Consider the following 15,475-nt stretch of genomic DNA (forward strand, 5'->3'; position numbering starts at 1 on the left):
CATAGGTGGCATACGCTTAAGGGCAAGGACTTCCATGGGTGCGGCCAGAAAGCAGGACGAGGAAGGGCTGTTCTCAGTGAGCAGCGACGGACGTGCCGTGGCGCTGTTTCGCCTGGTGTTGTCGTTCATGGCTGTGGCAATGCTGGTCTTCGTGCTGGTCGAAGGCTGGCGTACCTGGCGTGACTACCGGCTCGCTTTCAGCGCAGCGGAAAACACGGTCACCAACCTGGCCAGGGCCACCAGCCAGCATGCCGAAGATGCGATACGTCAGGTGGATGCGATCACCGCCGCACTGGCCGAGCGCCTGGAGGGTGATGGCCTCGACCACCTTGACCGCCCACGCTTGCATGCGTTGCTGGCCCAGCAGATGGCGATCATGCCGCAGCTGCATGGTTTGTTCGTGTACGCGCCGGACGGCAGCTGGATCGTGACCGATCGCGACGCTATACCACCCAATGCGAACAATTCGGATCGCGACTATTTCATCTATCACCGTAACCATGCCGATCGCAGCGTGCACATCGGCTCGGTTGTGCGCAGCCGTACCACCGGTGACCTGATCATTCCCATCTCGCGCCGGCTCGATAACCGCGATGGCAGCTTCGCCGGGGTGTTGCTCGGTACCATCAAGGTAGACTGGTTCGTGCGCTATTACGGCGATTTCAAGATCGATGAACGCGGTGCATTGGTACTGGCCAAGCGCGATGGCACCATCCTGGTCCGACGGCCGTTCGTGGAGCAGGTGGTGGGGCGCAGCCTTGCCAACAGTGAGGTGTTCCGCAATCACCTGCCCTATGCCAACGAGGGGCTGGTCGAAGCGGTGGCGGTGGTTGACGGCACCCCGCGCCTGTACGCCTACCGGGCATTGTCGAGCTACCCCCTGGTGGTAGAGGCGGGCTTGTCACGGGAGTCGATCATCGCGCCATGGCGGCACGATGTGATCAAGTCGGTCGCGGTACTGCTGCTGCTGCTGGTCGGCCTGGCGGCATTCGGGTGGGTGGTGCTGCGCCAGTTACGCGAGCGTATCGCCATCGAGCGGGCGCTGCACCAGGCACACCAGACCCTCAAGGCGCTGGCGCTGACCGACAGCTTGACCGGGCTCGGCAATCGCCGGCGCCTGGATGCGGTGTTCGAGGCCGAGTTCAAGCGGGCCCGGCGCCAGGCCTACCCGGTAGCGCTGGTGATGCTCGACCTGGATTACTTCAAGCTGTACAACGATCGCTACGGGCATCCCGCAGGGGATCAGTGCCTGCAGCACTTTGCCGAGTTGTTGAAAACGGCGCTGAAGCGGCCAGCAGACCTGGCCGTGCGTTATGGCGGCGAGGAGTTCACCTTGCTGCTGCCCGACACCGATGAGCCTGGCGCCGCGCTGGTTGTCGAGGAAATCATGCAAGTGCTGCGTCGGCAGGCAATCCTGCATGCCGGCAGCCCGTTAGGGCGTGTGTCGGCCAGTGCAGGAATCGCCGTTGGCCATCCGGCGCGTGATGCCAGCACGCCGGAAAGCCTGATGGCGGCGGCCGACGCTGCGTTGTACCAGGCCAAGCGGCAAGGGCGTGATGGTTACTCTGTGGCAGCCGCCAGAGTGGAACGTACCGAGTGACCGCTCAGGCCAGTGGCAAGCGCATTGCGCAGCGCCCAGACAAGCCATGGGCACGCTCAGTCGCCAGAATGCCCTGCAACCTGGCCCCGAGTTGCTGTTCATCGAGCACCTCGAAACCGTGCCTGGCATAGAAGGGGCCATTCCAGGCCACTTGCGCAAAGGTGGTCAAGGTGACCTCCTGGGCACCCCGATGCCGCGCCACGGCACACGCCTGGTCCAGCAGCTGCCTGCCGATTCCTTGCCCCTGTGACGGCAAGCGTACCGAAAGCTCGTGAATGTGCAGCGCTTGGCCTTCCAGGCGCAGGCACACAAAGCCCAGAGCCTGCCCCTGATCATCCTCGGCCAACCAGCTGCCAGCGTCGGCAATGAAGGCCTTGTGCGCCTTTTCATCCAGCCCCTCGGCACGTGCCAGCCAGGCCAGCTCAGGCAGCCGCAAGAACGCTTGGGCGGCCGATTGCTCGATGGCAATCAGCTGGGCGATGTCATCGAGTAGGGCGGGGCGTATGTGCATTGAACGTTCTCCATGGACTGGCAATAGTCTGCGGCGAGATGACCGGGGCTTGCAATGATTGAGTTATAACGTAACATTTATGGATTCCCAGCTACGCGAGACTGCCTTGATGACTGAAGAGGAACTGCTGCGCCAGGCGCCTGCAGCCTATATGAACGAGGTGCAACAGCAATTTTTCCGCACGTTGCTGCTTGGTCAGCGCTTCGACCTGCAAGCCCGCATCGACCTGGAGTTCCAGGCCCTGCGCGAGCAGGAAGTACTCAGCGACCCGGCCGACATCGGCAGCGCCGAAGAGGAACGGCAGTGGCGGCTGCGCTCGCTGGAGCGGGAAAAGAAGCTGCTGGACAAGATCGACCAGGCGCTGGAGCGCCTGGCGCGCGGTGAATATGGCTGGTGCGAGGAAACCGGTGAGCCGATTGGCCTGCGCCGTCTGCTGCTGCGCCCCACGGCAACGCTGTGCATCGAAGCCAAGGAGCGCCAGGAGCAGAAGGAGCGGCACCTGCGCGACGAGCGTTAGTCCGCCGCCAATGCCTGTGGCTGCAACTGCCAGCGCACCGAGCTGACGCCTTTTTCCAGGCTCACGCGACCGACCAGCCGCTCCAGCTGCGCCGGTGCCTGGGGGTTGCCGAGCAGTTCTGCGCGCACTTCCAGGCGGGCCGGGTTGGCCAGGTCTTCACTGTGCAGCGATTGCAGGCGCAGCTGCGGGTCGCCCAGGCTGTGCAGCATCAGGCTGCGCACCTGGATTTCATCCTCGGCGCGGCAGACGATGCGCACCTCGAACCGTTGCTCGACCTCGTTGGCGGGCAGCACCTCCTGGCGGTCGAGGCGCTGGGCGATATCGCGCAGCAGGATGTTGGCACACAGCACCATCAGGCTGCCAAGCGAGGCCTCGAGCAGCAGCCCGAGGCTGCACAGCACACCGACCGCTGCGGTGCACCAGAGCGTGGCGGCGGTGTTCAGGCCACGCACGTTGAAGCCATCGCGCATGATTACCCCGCCACCGAGAAACCCGATACCCGAGACCACGTAAGCGGCCACCCGCGAGGCGTCGTTGGGGGCCATGCCGGGCACCGCCTGGGTCATCAGCACAAACAGGCAGGCACCGGTGCTGACCAGGGCGTTGGTGCGCAGCCCGGTCAGGCGCTGACGCAGTTGGCGCTCGGCACCGATCAGGGCGCCAAGCAGCAGGGCAATGCCGACGCGCAGCAAAAAGACTTTCCAATCCATAGCAAACCTCTTCCGCGGGCACACGCCCGCACGGTTGAATAACCAGAAAATGCGCAGGACCACGAAAGGGAAAGAGGAGGACAGCCTTCAAAGGCTGGGGAATTCCACCGTCTGGCTAATGGCGAGACAGTGGCAGGTAGCTGCCGGACTAGCTCGCCGTGTGGGCCTGTCGCAAGCGACTGGGGCTACTGTCCAAAGCAGGACTCCTGTTCAGGGATGCGAAATTGCGTCGCGGACCTTACGCCGCCGCCCACGCAGGGTCAAGGGTAAAAACATGACAAGGGATTCATCCGGAAATGCCCTACAGCCGGTCACGCCTGCATGGAAATTAACCTGGGTAATCGGTACCCTTGCGCCATTCTCCGCCATACCCCGGACCGTTACATGCTGTTCAATCTCGCCGTGCTGCTCGGCACCCTGGTGGCCATGGAAGGTGTCGGCACGCTAGCTCACAAGTACATCATGCATGGCTGGGGCTGGTGGCTGCACCGTTCGCACCATGAGCCGCAGCTGGGCATGCTGGAAACCAACGACCTGTACCTGGTGGCGCTGGGCCTGATCGCCACGGCGCTGATCGCCCTGGGTAAGGCCGGCCATGCGCCATTGCAGTGGGTTGGCGCTGGCGTGGCCGGGTATGGGGTGCTGTACGTATTGGCCCACGACGGCTTCTTCCACCGGCACTGGCCGCGCAAGCCACGGCCGGTCAACCGCTACCTCAAGCGCCTGCACCGTGCCCACCAGCTGCACCACGCCGTGAAAGGCCGCACCGGCAGCGTGTCGTTCGGCTTTTTCTATGCGCCACCGCTGAAGGTGCTCAAGCGCCAGTTGCAGGCGCGGGTGCCACGCGACCGCGGCTGACCCACCAACCGAACGCGGCTGCGGTAAAGAACATGATCAGGCTGTACAGCGCGGCCGGCACGGCCATGGTGGCGTTGTTCAGCAGCGCTGGGCTCAACGCCAGGGCGATGGCCAGGGTGCCATTGTGGATACCGATTTCCATGCCGATGGCGATGGCCTGGGGCTTGGGAATGTTCAGCAGGCGCGGCACCCAGTAGCCGAGTGCCAGGCTGATCAGGTTGAACAGCAAGGCGGCCAGGCCCACCACCGGGGCATAGTCGACGACGGTCTGCCAGTCCTTGGCCAGCGCCAGGACGATGGTGAATGCCAGGAACAGCGCTGCCACCAGTTTCATCGGTTTTTCCATGCGCGCGGCAAAGCGCGGCGCCCAGTGGCGGATCAGCATGCCCACGGCCACCGGCAGCAGGACGATGGCGAACACCTGCATGACCTTGGCGAATTGCAAGGGAATGGCCTGGTCCGATTCCATGAACCAGGCCAGGGACAGGTTCACCAGCAGCGGCATGGTGAGGATCGCGATCAACGAATTGACTGCGGTCAGGGTGATATTCAACGCCACATCACCGTGGGCCAGGTGGCTGAACAGGTTGGCAGTGGTGCCGCCGGGGGACGCCGCCAGCAGCATCAGGCCGACTGCCAGAGCCGCTTCCAGGCCAAAGCCGTTGGCGATCAGGAAGCACACCAGTGGTAACAGCAAAATCTGGCAGCACAGGCCGATCACCACCGGTTTCGGGTATTTCACCACGCGGGCGAAGTCAGCCAGGGTCAGGGACAGGCCAAGCCCGAGCATGATGATGCCCAGCGCCAGGGGGAGGAACGCAGTCAGCAAGGGAGAGGCGGTCATGGGCAGGCACTCGAGCAAAGGATGCAAGCAGTCTAGGTGGGCCTTGTGGGCTGGCTAATTGCAATGCGCCAGTACTTGGTAACTGTTTGTTACCGGGCGCGCCTCACACCTTGCCACGTTGCGCCTGCATGCCGCGTTGCGGTAGGCGCCCCGGCGCAGTAGCATTCCCGCTTTTGCCGAGGATTAGCCCGTCATGCCGTTCCAGCAAGGTCTGCTTGCCACCCCCGTGCCGGCCCACGCCCGTCACCTGTTCTTCGCCCTGCAGTCGCCCGAGGCGTTGTCTGCCGTACTGGATGCACTGCTGCCGCAGGTGGATGGCCAGAACCTCATCCTCGGCATCGGCGCCCCCTTGGTGAAAGCCCTGGGCCGTGACATTCCTGGCCTGCGCGCATTCCCGCAACTCGATGCGGCAGTGGAAAACCCGAGCACCCAGCACGCACTGTGGCTCTGGCTGCGCGGCAATGAGCGCGGCGAGCTGTTGCTCCAGGCCCAGGCCCTGGAGCAAGCGCTGGCCCCGGCGCTGCGCCTGGCTGACAGTGTCGATGGTTTCCTGCACCGCGGTGGCCATGACCTGACCGGTTACGAAGACGGCACCGAGAACCCGGTGGACCAGGATGCGGTAGATGCCGCCATTGTCGCCGGCGAGCAGCCGGGGCTGGCCGGTTCCAGCTTCGCCGCCTTCCAGCTGTGGAAGCACGACCTGGAATACTTCAAGTCACTGCCCCAGGCCGACCAGGACAACATCATCGGCCGCCGCCTGAGCGACAACGAAGAGCTCGAAGACGCGCCAGCATCGGCCCACGTCAAGCGTACCGCCCAGGAAAGTTTCGAACCGGAAGCCTTCATGGTGCGCCGCTCGGTAGCCTGGGCCGATGGCCGTGGCGCAGGCCTGGCGTTCGTCGCCCTGGGCCACAGCTTCGATGCCTTCGAAGTGCAACTGCGGCGCATGAGCGGCCTGGAAGACGGCATCATCGACGGCCTGTACCGCTTCAGCCGGCCGCTGACCGGTGGCTACTACTGGTGCCCACCGATGGCCGAGGCAGGTCTGGATCTGAGCGCGCTGCTGCAGGCCTGATCTCTAACATCCAGATACAGAATCACCTGCCAGCGCAGGGTAGAGCGGCTAGCCTTGAAAGTTTCCGACTTATGACGGGAGCTTTGCCATGTACAAGCGTCGCGATGTCCTACGCGCTGGTGCGGCTTTGGGCCTTGTGGCCGCCAGCCCCTGGCTACATGCCGCCGGCTCTGCTGGGTTGCTGACGCGCAAGGTCCCCTCGACGGGTGAGGCCTTGCCGGTGATCGGCGCCGGCACCTCCGGCAGCTTCGAAGTCGAAGCCGGCTCCGCCGCATACCAGCAGCTCAAGGTGGTGCTCAAGGCATTCTTCGACGGTGGCGGCAAGGTCATCGACACCTCGCCCAACTATGGCGGCGCCGACCGCATTCTCGGGCAGTTGCTGGAGGAGGGCGGCTGGCACCGGCAATGTTTCATCGCCACCAAGATCGCCGCTGACAGCCGGGCCGAAGCCCAGGCGCAATGGGCCGGCACGCTCAAGAGCCTGCGCACCGACAAGGTCGACCTGCTGCAGATCCACAACCTGCGAGACTGGCAGACCCAACTGCCTTATGCCCGCGAGCTCAAGCAGCAGGGCAAGGCCCGCTACGTCGGTATCACCCATTACCTGAACAGCGGCCACGAAGACGTGGCGCGCATCGTGCGCAGCGAGCCGCTGGACTTCATCCAGATCAACTACTCGGTGAATGCCCCGCAAGCGGCACGCGAACTGCTGCCGTTGTGCCAGGACAAGGGCGTCGCCGTGCTGATCAACCGTGCCTTCGACGACGGCCGGCTGTTTACCAGGGTCAAGGACCAGGCCTTGCCGGCATGGGCCGCCGAGGCCGGTATCGGCAGCTGGGCGCAGCTGTTTCTCAAGTTCGCCATCAGTCATCCGGCCGTGACCACGGTCATTCCCGCGACCGGGCGCCCGGAGCGCCAGCTAGACCAGCTCAAGGCCGGGCATGAGCCCCTGCTCAGCCAGGTGCAACAGCAAGCGCTGATCAAGCAGTTCGCCTGACGCGATGAGCAACTGGCGCAGGCGCCTCGACCAGGCACTGAACATCCAGCCGGGTGAGGGGCCTGCGGTGATCGCCGGGCTGTTGCTGTTCTACCTGCTCTTTACTGGCTATTTCATGCTGCGCCCGGTGCGCGAAACCATGGGTGTGGCGGGTGGCGTCGACAACCTGCAATGGCTGTTCACTGGCACCTTCATCGCCACCCTGGCCTGCCTGCCTGTGTTCGGCTGGCTGGCCTCGAAGGTTCGTCGCCGGCATATCCTGCCCTGGACCTATGGTTTCTTCGCCAGCAACCTCTTGCTGTTCGCTGCGCTGTTTGCGGTTGATCCAGCGGATTTGTGGAATGCCCGGGCCTTCTACATCTGGCTGTCAGTGTTCAACCTGCTGACAATCTCGCTGGCCTGGAGCGTGCTGACCGACCTGTTTTCCACCGCGCAGGGCAAGCGCCTGTTCGGCCTGTTGGCCGCCGGTGCCAGCCTCGGCGGCCTGAGCGGGCCAATCCTGGGCACGTTGCTGGTTGCACCGCTGGGGCACGCCGGGCTGGTACTGCTTGCCGGGGTGTTTCTAGTGGGCAGTGTGCTCGCATGCACATACCTGCAAAGGTGGCGCGATCGCAACCCGTTGCCTGCTTCAAGTGAGCAGCCAGCCTCGCGGCCGTTGGGCGGCAACCCCTTGGCCGGCGCGACGGCCGTGCTGCGCTCACCCTATCTGCTGGCGGTCGCCTTGTTTGTCGTGCTGCTGGCCAGTGTCAGTACCTTCCTGTACTTCGAACAGGCGCGCATCGTCAGCGAAACCTTCACCGACCGCACGCGCCAGACCCAGGTATTCGGCCTGATCGATACGGTGGTGCAGGCGCTGGCGATCCTCACCCAGGTGTTTCTCACCGGTCGGCTGGCCAGGCGCATGGGTGTCGCCGTGCTGCTGGTCGCGGTGCCGCTGGTGATGGCTGCCGGGTTCGTGTGGCTGGCCCTGGCGCCGGTGTTTGCCGTGTTCGTGGTGGTGATGGTGGTGCGCCGGGCCGGTGAATATGCGCTGGTGCGCCCAGGGCGAGAGATGTTGTTCACGGTCTTGCCTGCCGAGGACAAGTACAAAGCGAAGAACTTCATCGACACTGTGGTGTACCGCGGTGGCGATGCCCTGAGCGGCTGGCTCAAGCGCGGGCTGGACCTGCTGGCCGAACATCCCCAACTGGCGATGCTCATCGGTGCCGCGCTGGCCCTGGGCTGGTCATTGACCGGCCTGTGGCTGGGCAGGCGCCAGCGCGAGGCCGAATCGGCTGTCGCACCAAATAAACCACCGCCGCTTATTTAACGCCACCGGTCCGAACCCGTCGCAATAAAACGAATCCCCCGATATCGCCGAACTCCGACCTTATGTACGGCGCAGCGCCGTGCACACTTCGAAAGCCACAAGAGGTTAGAGACCATGGCCAGTAAAGAAAACAGCCGTACCGGCAGCCAGGGTGGCAACAAGAACCCTGGCAACTTCGCCAATGATCGCGAGAAGGCCTCCGAGGCCGGTCGCAAAGGCGGCCAGCAATCCGGCAGCGGCCGCAGCAGCACTGAGTCGGGCCGCAAGGGCGGCCGTTCGTAAGTGAGGCACATGCAGTGCCGGGGCGACCTGGCACTGCAGTCAACCAGAACAGGAGGTTTTCCATGCGCCTGACGCCCCTGATCGCTTTGCTGGGCAGCTTGACCCTGCTTGGCGGCTGCTTCGACAGAGACAACAACCACCCGGGCAAGGACAGCGACCCGAGCAAGCCTTCGGTGCAGATGCAGCAGCACGATGAAAAACCCGCGCCACAACCTGCGCCAGACCCGGAACCCATGCCGCAGGACAATCAGCGCCAGTAAGTGGACAAGGAGCAAGGCATGACGGCAATGACCTCTGACACCCTGGCACCGATGCCAGCCCTGGCTGTCGATGACAGCCTCGCCAGGCGCTATCAGGCGCTTTTGGCAGGGGATGAGCACAATGGTCGGCAATGGCTGGCGGCCCGGTTGGCCGAGGCGAGCGTCATGGCCGATGACTTGCCCGATACGATCGGGCAACTCGATGATTGGAGTGCCCGGCATGCGGCGCAGGTTGCCCATGACCATGCGCACTACCTGGAGCAGCGCCGCCACGGGGCACCACGGCGCTACTTTGCCAACCGCTCGCAGGCCCTCTGGTTCCTGCAGCAAGTCGCACCGACCAAGGCCGTGGATGGTGCCTGGCTGCACGCTACCCTGCGCCACTGGCACGACCCGCGTTACCACGGCCTGATTCGCACCTACCTCGAAGAACTGGGCGACGGCGACCCACGCTGCAATCACGTGCTGATCTACCAGCGCCTGCTGAGCCGACTGGGTTGCCTGGACACGCTTGCGCTGGATGACGAACGCTATCTGCAGGGCGCCTTGCAGCTTGCCCTGGGCCAGTACGGCGATAGCTTCCTGCCCGAGGTGATCGGTTACAACCTGGGCTATGAACAGCCGCCACTGCACTTGCTGATCACCACCCATGAACTGGCAGAGCTTGGCATCGACGGCCATTACTTTCAGTTGCACGTGACCATCGACAATGCCGCCAGCGGCCATGCGCAAAAATCCATCCGCGCCGCACAACAGCTATGCCCGCAGCAGGCGCCAGAGGTGTTCTATCGCCGGGTGCGCCACGGCTATCGGCTCAATGATCTGGGCATCCCAGCGCCTGACCTGATCAGCCGCTTCGACCTTGAGGCCCAATTGCTGTCAGCCCTTGAGCGCAAACGCGCTTTCGGCCAGTTCATGCACGCCGACCGTTGCCGTCTTCAGCAGCGCACGGTCAATCAGTGGCTCGCCGAACCGGCGGCATTGCCGGCGTTCTTGCAGGCACTGCAGGCCCAAGGCTGGATCAAGCGCGGGCAGAACCCTGCCGAAAGCCGCTGGTGGTCGCTCATCGAAGGGCCGAGTGCACCCATGTTCGGTGTGTTCAATGCCTATGAAAAGCAGCTCTGGCACGACTGGATTGCCGCTGACTGGCAGGCACCTGTAAAACGCGTCCTGCCCGGCAGCTGGTTGCCAGCCTTGCAAGGCCCACCAGAGAGCGAGGGGCTGGATGAAAGCATCGATAGCCTGATCGCCCAGATGGCCGGCAATCGTCATGCCCAGCCTCAAGGGCTGCGCGCCACCCGTGCCTACCTGCGCGCCACCGGCCTGGCTCAGGAGGGCCCGCACTGATGATGCTCAACCCACAACAGGAACAGGCCGACTTGGCCTTGCTGCAGCTTGGCCGCCGCCTGCGCGCCGATGGCTACCGCTTCACTTGCGTGACACCGGCTACCCAGGCACGCAACAACGCCCGGCCTGGCGCCGAGCAGGCCAGCAACCTGCGCGATGTGTTCGGCTGGAGCCGGCCATTTTCGCCTTCGCTGATCTCGCTGGATGAACTGGAGCAGCTGCGCCACGCACAGGTGCTGAGCGAGGAGGGCGACCGGCTGCGCAGCCGCGTGCGCTGGTCGAGCCTGAACGACCTGTTGCTGGTGCATTCGGCCTATCCCACCGAGGCCAGCGATGCGGTGTTCTTCGGCCCCGACAGTTACCGCTTCGCCCAGGTCATTCACGATCACCTGCAGCGCAGCCCGACCCGCGTTCAGCACGCGGTCGATATCGGCTGTGGCAGCGGCGTCGGCGCCTTGGTGATCGCCCGCGCGGCGCCACATGCGCAAGTCAGCGCCGTCGACATCAACCCACTGGCCCTGCGCTACACGGCCATCAATGCGGCGCTGGCCGGAGTCAGCAATGTGTCGGTCGAACCGAGCGACCTGCTTGAAGGCATCAGCGGCACATTCGACCTGATCGTCGCCAACCCGCCCTATATGCTCGATGCCGGTGAGCGCACCTATCGCCACGGCGGTGGTGCGCTGGGCGCCGAACTGTCGCTGCGCATCGTCGAACAGGCCCGCGAGCGCTTGAGCCCAGGAGGCTCATTGCTGCTGTACACCGGGGTGGCCATCGTCGAAGGCCAGGATGCCTTGCTCGAAGCCATTCGCCTGCGCCTGGCCGGCCCGGAGTGGGCTTGGGTCTACCGCGAGATCGACCCGGATGTGTTCGGCGAGCAGTTGCAGGAGCCAGGCTATGAACGGGTCGAGCGCATCGCCGCGGTATCGCTGATCGTCAACCGTAGCGCCTGACGCCGTATGTACAGGCCTTGTACGTTCGGCACCGAAGAGGAGTATCTGCTGACGGATCTGGCCAGTGGCCGGGTGCTGATCACCCCGTCGCCAACCGTGGTCCGCCGTTGCCGCGACGTGGTTGGCGAGTACTTTGCCGAAGAGATGTTCTGCAGCCAGATCGAAATCGCCTCGCCGGTTTTCACCAACCTGTACCAGGCCCGCCAGTTCTTTCTCGACTACCGTCAGCGCCTCAGCGCAAGCCTGGCCGAGGAGGGCGTCGGCCTGTACTGCGCCGCCAGCCACCCCAATGCGCCCTGGTTGCGCCAGAAGGCCAGGCCGTCGCCGCACTATCGCCAGGTTTTCGACGATTACCAGCACGTAGCCCGGCGCAGCCTGCTCAATGGTCTGCACATTCATGCAGGTGTGCCGCCGGGCTGCGACCGCATGCAGTTGATCAACCGTCTGCTCTACTGGTTGCCGTTGCTGCTGGTGCTGAGTACCTCATCGCCCATGTGGGCCGGGCAGGCGACCGGCTACATGAGCTACCGGCGGGTAATCTGCGGCGAGTGGCCACACATGGGGTTGCCGGAGGCATTGCCCGACTGGGCTGCCTATGAACGCTACCGGGCGTTGCTGCAACGTACGGGCTCATTGGCAACGGAGGGGGATTTCTGGTGGGCGATCAGGCCGTCGCGGCGTTTCCCCACGGTGGAACTGCGCATCTGTGATGCCTGCCCGGTGCTCGAGGATGCGCTGTGCCTGGCCGGCCTGTTCCGCCACTTGGTGGAGCACAACCTGCAGCCCCATTACGACCCTGGCCCGCTGAACCGCGAACTGCGCTGGGTTACCCAGGAAAACTACTGGCGCGCCATGCGCCATGGCCGCTTCGCCGAATTCATCGGCCTGCATGACCAGCAGCCGGTCACGGCACTGGGCTGGCTCAGCCAGCTACAAGCGCGCTGGCCGACCGACACGGTGGATGCTGAGCGTTCGTACCGGCACGCGCAACACATACTGCAACAGGGGACCAGTGCCGATCACCAACTGGCGGTGCTGGAGCAGGCACTGGCCAATGGCGCCACTACCGCTCAAGCGCTGCACGCGGTGACCGCTCAGGTGCTGGCGCAAACCCGCGATGGTGCGGCAACGCCGGTCACGGCGGCGGGGCTTGCAATCAGGTAGCGAATGCCGAAAATGGCAGCGCCACCGCAAGCCATTCGGACCACCTGCGCCATGATGCTTACCAAGCAATTCCCCGATATCTCCCTCGCCGATACGCTGTTCGTCTTCGCCCTGGAGGCAGAAGCGGGTGATGTGTTCGCCCATGTGAACACCGTGTTCACTGGCATTGGCAAGGTCAACGCCGCCATCGCCCTGACCAAGGCTATCCAGCAGCGGCGCCCCAAGCTGATCGTCAACCTCGGTTCGGCCGGCAGCCAGCGCCATGGCAAGGGCGAGGTGGTGTGCTGTACACGCTTCGTGCAGCGCGACATGGACGTCACCCCGCTGGGCTTCGCCCGTTACCAGACGCCACTGTCGGACATCCCGGTGCTGCTGGAGCATGGCCAGGCAATCCCCGGCCTGCCAGTAGAAACCTGTGGCAGTGGCGACAGCTTCGAGATCAACCATGGCGACGCGCCTTATGACGTGGTCGACATGGAAGCCTACGTGTTCGCGCTGATCGCCCGCGATGAAGGCATACCGTTCGTGTGCCTGAAGTACATCTCGGATGACGCCGGCAGCGACGCGGCCGATGACTGGGCGGTGCAGGTGCATCTGGCGGCCGAGGCCTTCAAGCGGGTGTTGTTCGCCGAGGCGGGTTGACCATCTGTCGGGCCGGCGCCTTCCCGAGCAAACCTTCTGATGTGCGGCTATCTCGAAATCCTAGAGGCCCGCTCTTCGGGCTAGGGAGGTGCCAGTCATGGCCAGGGCTATCTGGAAAGGCGCGATCAGTTTCGGTCTGGTCCATATCCCGGTGTCGCTGAACACCGCCGTGCGCACCGAGCGGGTCGACTTCGACTGGCTCGACAAGCGCAGCATGGAGCCGGTGGGCTACAAGCGGATCAACAAGGTCACCGGCAAGGACATCGACAAGGACAACATCGTCAAGGGTGTGGAGTACGAGAAGGGCCGTTACGTGGTGATCAGCGAAGAGGAGATTCGCAAGGCCCGCCCCGAAGCTACCCAGACCATCGATATCTTCTCGTTCGTCGAAGCCTCGGACATTCCCCTGCAGCATTTCGACACGCCGTACTACCTGAGCCCCGACAAGCGCGGCGGCAAGGTCTACGCGTTGCTGCGCGAAACCCTGGCCAGCACCGGCAAGGTGGCGCTGGCCACGGTGGTGCTGCATACCCGTCAGCACCTGGCGCTGTTGCGCCCGCTGGAGGATGCACTGGTGATGATCACCCTGCGCTGGCCGGAGGAAGTGCGCGGGCTGGACAGCCTGGAGCTGGACAAGAGCGTGACCGAGAGCAAGCCCGACAAGCGCGAGCTGGACATGGCCAAGCGGCTGGTCGAGGACATGAGTGGGCCGTGGGCGCCGGATGAGTACCACGATGCCTTCCGCCAGACCATCATGGACCTGGTGGAAGAAAAGGCCAGCAAGGGCAAGATCGCCGTGGTGGATAAAGCCGAGGCTGGGGCTACCGAGAAGGGGGCCGATATCATCGACCTTACCGAGCTGCTCAAGCGCAGCCTGGGTGGCAAGGCATCCAGCAAAGCCACCCCCGAGAAGAAAGTGACCAAGCGCCCCCGCAAGGCTTCTTGAGTCCGTAGCGGCCTCTTCGCGGGCAAGTCGGGGCGCCGAACCGCCGCTCCCACAGGTGTGGCCTATCGAAGTTTTCGCGAAACATGTGGGGCTTGTGCTGCTTGTGCCGGCCTCTTCGCGGGTGAACCCGCTCCCACAGGTTCAATGCTATCTCAAGGCATGCGCAATCCCTGTGGGAGCGGGCTTGCCCGCGAAGGCGTCGGAACCGACCACTACAGGCTCGCCAGATAATCCCCGAATCCTTCCCGGGCCCGGCTGTCGATGCGGCTACTGGTCGCCACGCTGTGCCTGGCCGTCCACACAATCTGCGCGCCATCAGCCTCAAGATCGCGCACCAGCTGCACATCTTCATTCGCCGCCAGCGGCTGAAACCCGCCGACTCGCTCGTAGGCCCGGGCACATATGCCAAGATTGGCTCCATGCACATGCCGATGGCCTTCCCGCGCCTCGTAGCGGCTGAGGTACAGCTTGCGCAGTGCCGCCCGTTGCCAAGGCTGCCAGTGATCGATATGCACCGTGCCGCACACCACATCAGCCGTGCAGGCCAGTTGCGACAGCAGCCAGTGCGCTGGCACCTGACTGTCGGCGTCGGTGCAGGCCAGCCAGCTGGCGCCACGCTCCAGCATCCATTCGGCCCCCAGGCGGCGCGCCATGCCGACGCTGCCGGCCGCCACCGCAAGCACATCGACATCGTAGCGCGCGGCCACTCTGGCGCTGCCATCGACACAGCGATCGAGCACCACCAGCACGTTGACGGCGTGGCCTGCCTGCCTTGCCACGGCCACTGCTGCTGCCATGGCTTTCAGGCAGCGCCCGAGGCGGCGTGCTTCATTGTGCGCAGGAATCACCACGCCGATCATGGGCAGGTCTCGTCCAGGTCGACCACGCTGGGCTGGCACGACCAGTACTCAAGCAGGAAGTCGGCCTCCTCGTGCCGATAGACGAGGAAAAGCGGCAAATGCTTGGCCAGTAACTGGTGTACTTCGCGGCCATCCTGCGGGCAGCCGGCGATCGGGTGCTTCCAGTGGCAGGCCAGCAAGCCGCCGTCGTAGGTCAGGCTGGCCAGCGATTGTTCGATGACCTGCAGCCAATCGGTGGGGTCGAGGTAATAGCCGATTTCGCTGAGCACGATCAGGTCGAAGCGCCCACCCGGCCAGTCGCCCGGCAACCGGGCAAGCTCGACCGAAGCGTTGGGCACGTCCTCCAGGCGCTCACGGGCCAGCCCCACGGCCGTGGGGTCGAGGTCCTGGCACAACAGCTCGGCGCAGCGCCCGGCCAGCAGGGCGCTGAGTTCGCCATTGGCGCAGGCGGGCTCGAACACCCGTTGATAACACTGGCGCGGCAGACTGGCCATGACCAGCTCGCGTTTGCGCTTTTCATACCAGCGCGTTCGGAAGGCCCAGGGGTCTTCATTGGTGGCATACAGGTCGGCGAAATACTGCGCATCGAGGCTCATGACA

Annotated in this window: 17 protein-coding genes and 1 pseudogene; 13 read left to right on the plus strand and 5 right to left on the minus strand. The window is 64.3% G+C overall.

The window, feature by feature from the left end; translation table 11 throughout:
* The first annotated feature begins 34 nt into the window (after nucleotides 1–34).
* Complete coding sequence (locus ACIPZ5_RS17940) at nucleotides 35–1,600, plus strand: diguanylate cyclase (protein ID WP_400809908.1); 1,566 nt, start codon at nucleotides 35–37, stop codon at nucleotides 1,598–1,600.
* Between the two features lie 4 nt (nucleotides 1,601–1,604).
* On the opposite strand, the gene ACIPZ5_RS17945 is transcribed toward ACIPZ5_RS17940, so the two are convergent.
* Nucleotides 1,605–2,111: a GNAT family N-acetyltransferase gene (locus tag ACIPZ5_RS17945; protein ID WP_261939975.1), complete on the minus strand. Its 507-nt coding sequence runs from the start codon at nucleotides 2,109–2,111 to the stop codon at nucleotides 1,605–1,607.
* Between the two features lie 109 nt (nucleotides 2,112–2,220).
* On the opposite strand from ACIPZ5_RS17945, the gene dksA reads away from it, so the two are divergent.
* A complete protein-coding gene (dksA, locus tag ACIPZ5_RS17950; protein ID WP_261939974.1) occupies nucleotides 2,221–2,628 on the plus strand; it encodes an RNA polymerase-binding protein DksA in 408 nt (135 codons plus the stop codon).
* On the opposite strand, the gene ACIPZ5_RS17955 is transcribed toward dksA, so the two are convergent.
* Nucleotides 2,625–3,338, minus strand: coding sequence for an MgtC/SapB family protein (locus ACIPZ5_RS17955; RefSeq protein ID WP_261939973.1), 714 nt, complete (start codon nucleotides 3,336–3,338; stop codon nucleotides 2,625–2,627). The two genes, dksA and ACIPZ5_RS17955, sit on opposite strands and share 4 nt — an antisense overlap.
* A 384-nt stretch (nucleotides 3,339–3,722) precedes the next feature.
* Here ACIPZ5_RS17955 and ACIPZ5_RS17960 point away from each other — a divergent pair, with 384 nt between their 5' ends.
* A complete protein-coding gene (locus ACIPZ5_RS17960) occupies nucleotides 3,723–4,196 on the plus strand; it encodes a sterol desaturase family protein (protein ID WP_103447428.1) in 474 nt (157 codons plus the stop codon).
* Here ACIPZ5_RS17960 and ACIPZ5_RS17965 read toward each other — a convergent pair.
* Nucleotides 4,153–5,040 carry a bile acid:sodium symporter family protein gene (locus ACIPZ5_RS17965; RefSeq protein ID WP_400809910.1) on the minus strand — a complete coding sequence of 296 codons (888 nt, stop codon included), beginning with the start codon at nucleotides 5,038–5,040 and terminating at the stop codon, nucleotides 4,153–4,155. The genes ACIPZ5_RS17960 and ACIPZ5_RS17965 overlap by 44 nt on opposite strands.
* Nucleotides 5,041–5,233: 193 nt before the next feature.
* On the opposite strand from ACIPZ5_RS17965, the gene ACIPZ5_RS17970 reads away from it, so the two are divergent.
* From ACIPZ5_RS17970 to ACIPZ5_RS18015, 10 genes and pseudogenes are all read left to right on the plus strand, one after another.
* Entirely contained in the window at nucleotides 5,234–6,115 is an 882-nt protein-coding gene (locus ACIPZ5_RS17970) for a Dyp-type peroxidase (protein WP_400809911.1), read from the plus strand.
* An 88-nt stretch (nucleotides 6,116–6,203) separates the two neighbouring features.
* Nucleotides 6,204–7,112, plus strand: a complete 909-nt coding sequence (locus tag ACIPZ5_RS17975; RefSeq protein ID WP_400809912.1) for an aldo/keto reductase — start codon at nucleotides 6,204–6,206, stop codon at nucleotides 7,110–7,112.
* 4 nt (nucleotides 7,113–7,116) lie between these two features.
* Nucleotides 7,117–8,421 (plus strand): NTP/NDP exchange transporter, encoded by a 1,305-nt coding sequence (locus ACIPZ5_RS17980; RefSeq protein ID WP_400809913.1) that lies wholly within the window; start codon nucleotides 7,117–7,119, stop codon nucleotides 8,419–8,421.
* 159 nt (nucleotides 8,422–8,580) lie between these two features.
* A pseudogene (locus tag ACIPZ5_RS17985) lies at nucleotides 8,581–8,703 on the plus strand (general stress protein); the annotation flags it as partial.
* 62 nt (nucleotides 8,704–8,765) lie between these two features.
* Nucleotides 8,766–8,963, plus strand: coding sequence for a hypothetical protein (locus tag ACIPZ5_RS17990; protein ID WP_261939967.1), 198 nt, complete (start codon nucleotides 8,766–8,768; stop codon nucleotides 8,961–8,963).
* 18 nt (nucleotides 8,964–8,981) lie between these two features.
* Nucleotides 8,982–10,310, plus strand: coding sequence for an iron-containing redox enzyme family protein (locus ACIPZ5_RS17995; protein WP_400809915.1), 1,329 nt, complete (start codon nucleotides 8,982–8,984; stop codon nucleotides 10,308–10,310).
* Nucleotides 10,310–11,263, plus strand: a complete 954-nt coding sequence (locus ACIPZ5_RS18000) for a methyltransferase (protein ID WP_400809917.1) — start codon at nucleotides 10,310–10,312, stop codon at nucleotides 11,261–11,263. Before ACIPZ5_RS17995 ends, ACIPZ5_RS18000 begins: the two co-directional genes overlap by 1 nt.
* Before the next feature lie 6 nt (nucleotides 11,264–11,269).
* Complete coding sequence (locus tag ACIPZ5_RS18005) at nucleotides 11,270–12,427, plus strand: carboxylate-amine ligase (protein WP_400809918.1); 1,158 nt, start codon at nucleotides 11,270–11,272, stop codon at nucleotides 12,425–12,427.
* A 51-nt stretch (nucleotides 12,428–12,478) separates the two neighbouring features.
* Complete coding sequence (locus ACIPZ5_RS18010) at nucleotides 12,479–13,069, plus strand: nucleosidase (protein ID WP_400809919.1); 591 nt, start codon at nucleotides 12,479–12,481, stop codon at nucleotides 13,067–13,069.
* A gap of 97 nt (nucleotides 13,070–13,166) precedes the next feature.
* The gene (locus tag ACIPZ5_RS18015; RefSeq protein ID WP_400809920.1) at nucleotides 13,167–14,015 is read left to right on the plus strand and encodes a Ku protein; all 849 of its coding nucleotides are present in this window, start codon (nucleotides 13,167–13,169) and stop codon (nucleotides 14,013–14,015) included.
* A 212-nt stretch (nucleotides 14,016–14,227) separates the two neighbouring features.
* Here the strand turns inward: ACIPZ5_RS18015 and ACIPZ5_RS18020 are convergent, their stop codons facing one another.
* Both ACIPZ5_RS18020 and ACIPZ5_RS18025 read right to left on the minus strand, forming a co-directional pair.
* On the minus strand, nucleotides 14,228–14,875 hold the full coding sequence (locus tag ACIPZ5_RS18020; protein WP_400809921.1) for a glycosyltransferase: 648 nt from the start codon (nucleotides 14,873–14,875) through the stop codon (nucleotides 14,228–14,230).
* The gene (locus ACIPZ5_RS18025) at nucleotides 14,872–15,471 is read right to left on the minus strand and encodes a bifunctional 2-polyprenyl-6-hydroxyphenol methylase/3-demethylubiquinol 3-O-methyltransferase UbiG (RefSeq protein ID WP_261939962.1); all 600 of its coding nucleotides are present in this window, start codon (nucleotides 15,469–15,471) and stop codon (nucleotides 14,872–14,874) included. Before ACIPZ5_RS18025 ends, ACIPZ5_RS18020 begins: the two co-directional genes overlap by 4 nt.
* Between the last annotated feature and the right edge of the window lie 4 nt (nucleotides 15,472–15,475).

The sequence above is a fragment of the Pseudomonas sp. NPDC089428 genome (assembly GCF_044749325.1).
Lineage (GTDB): Bacteria > Pseudomonadota > Gammaproteobacteria > Pseudomonadales > Pseudomonadaceae > Aquipseudomonas.